This window comes from Rhizobium sp. L9 (assembly GCF_002531885.1).
Classification (GTDB): Bacteria; Pseudomonadota; Alphaproteobacteria; order Rhizobiales; family Rhizobiaceae; genus Rhizobium.
Map to the genome: position 1 here is coordinate 1 of NZ_NWSZ01000108.1, position 628 is coordinate 628.

Here is a 628-nt window from a genome sequence, read left to right on the forward strand (position 1 = left end):
ACAACCACCCGGGTGTGCTTGGCATCAGCGGGACCGCGACGCAAGGTCAGGTGCTGACGGCCGCCGTCACCGACGCGGACGGTGTGCCGGGATCGGTGAGCTATCAGTGGCAGCAGAGCAGCAACGGCACCACCTGGAGCAATATTGGCGGAGCGACTGCCAATACGCTGACCCTGCAGCAGGCCCAGGTCGGCAATTTCGTGCGGGCAACAGCCAGTTACATCGACAACCTCGGCAACAGCGAAAATGTCACCAGCCCGGCGACGCCCTCGGCAGTCGCCAATGTCAATGATCCCGGCGTGATCTCGATCACTGGCATAGCGAGCCAGGGCCAGACCTTGACCGCCAGCGTCAGTGACATCGATGGCCTGCCGGCAAGCGTCAGCTATCTGTGGCAGAGCAGCGACAACGGCACTACGTGGAGTGACGTCGCGGCCGGGCAAAGCCTGACCCTCGGCAGCAGTCTCGTCGGCAAGCGCGTGCGGGTGAATGCCACCTATACCGACCTGCGTGGCACTGGCGAGACCGTCGTGAGCGCGGCGACTGCCCCGATTACATCCGTAAGTTCCAGCCCCGTCAGCCTCTTCACCACCCAGACGCCGGCCCAACCCAACTTCACCGACGGGCC

Annotated in this window: 1 pseudogene; it reads left to right on the forward strand. The window is 64.5% G+C overall.

Going from position 1 to position 628, the window contains the following annotated elements:
* Positions 1-628, forward strand: a pseudogene (locus tag CO660_RS32500) (hypothetical protein); the annotation flags it as partial.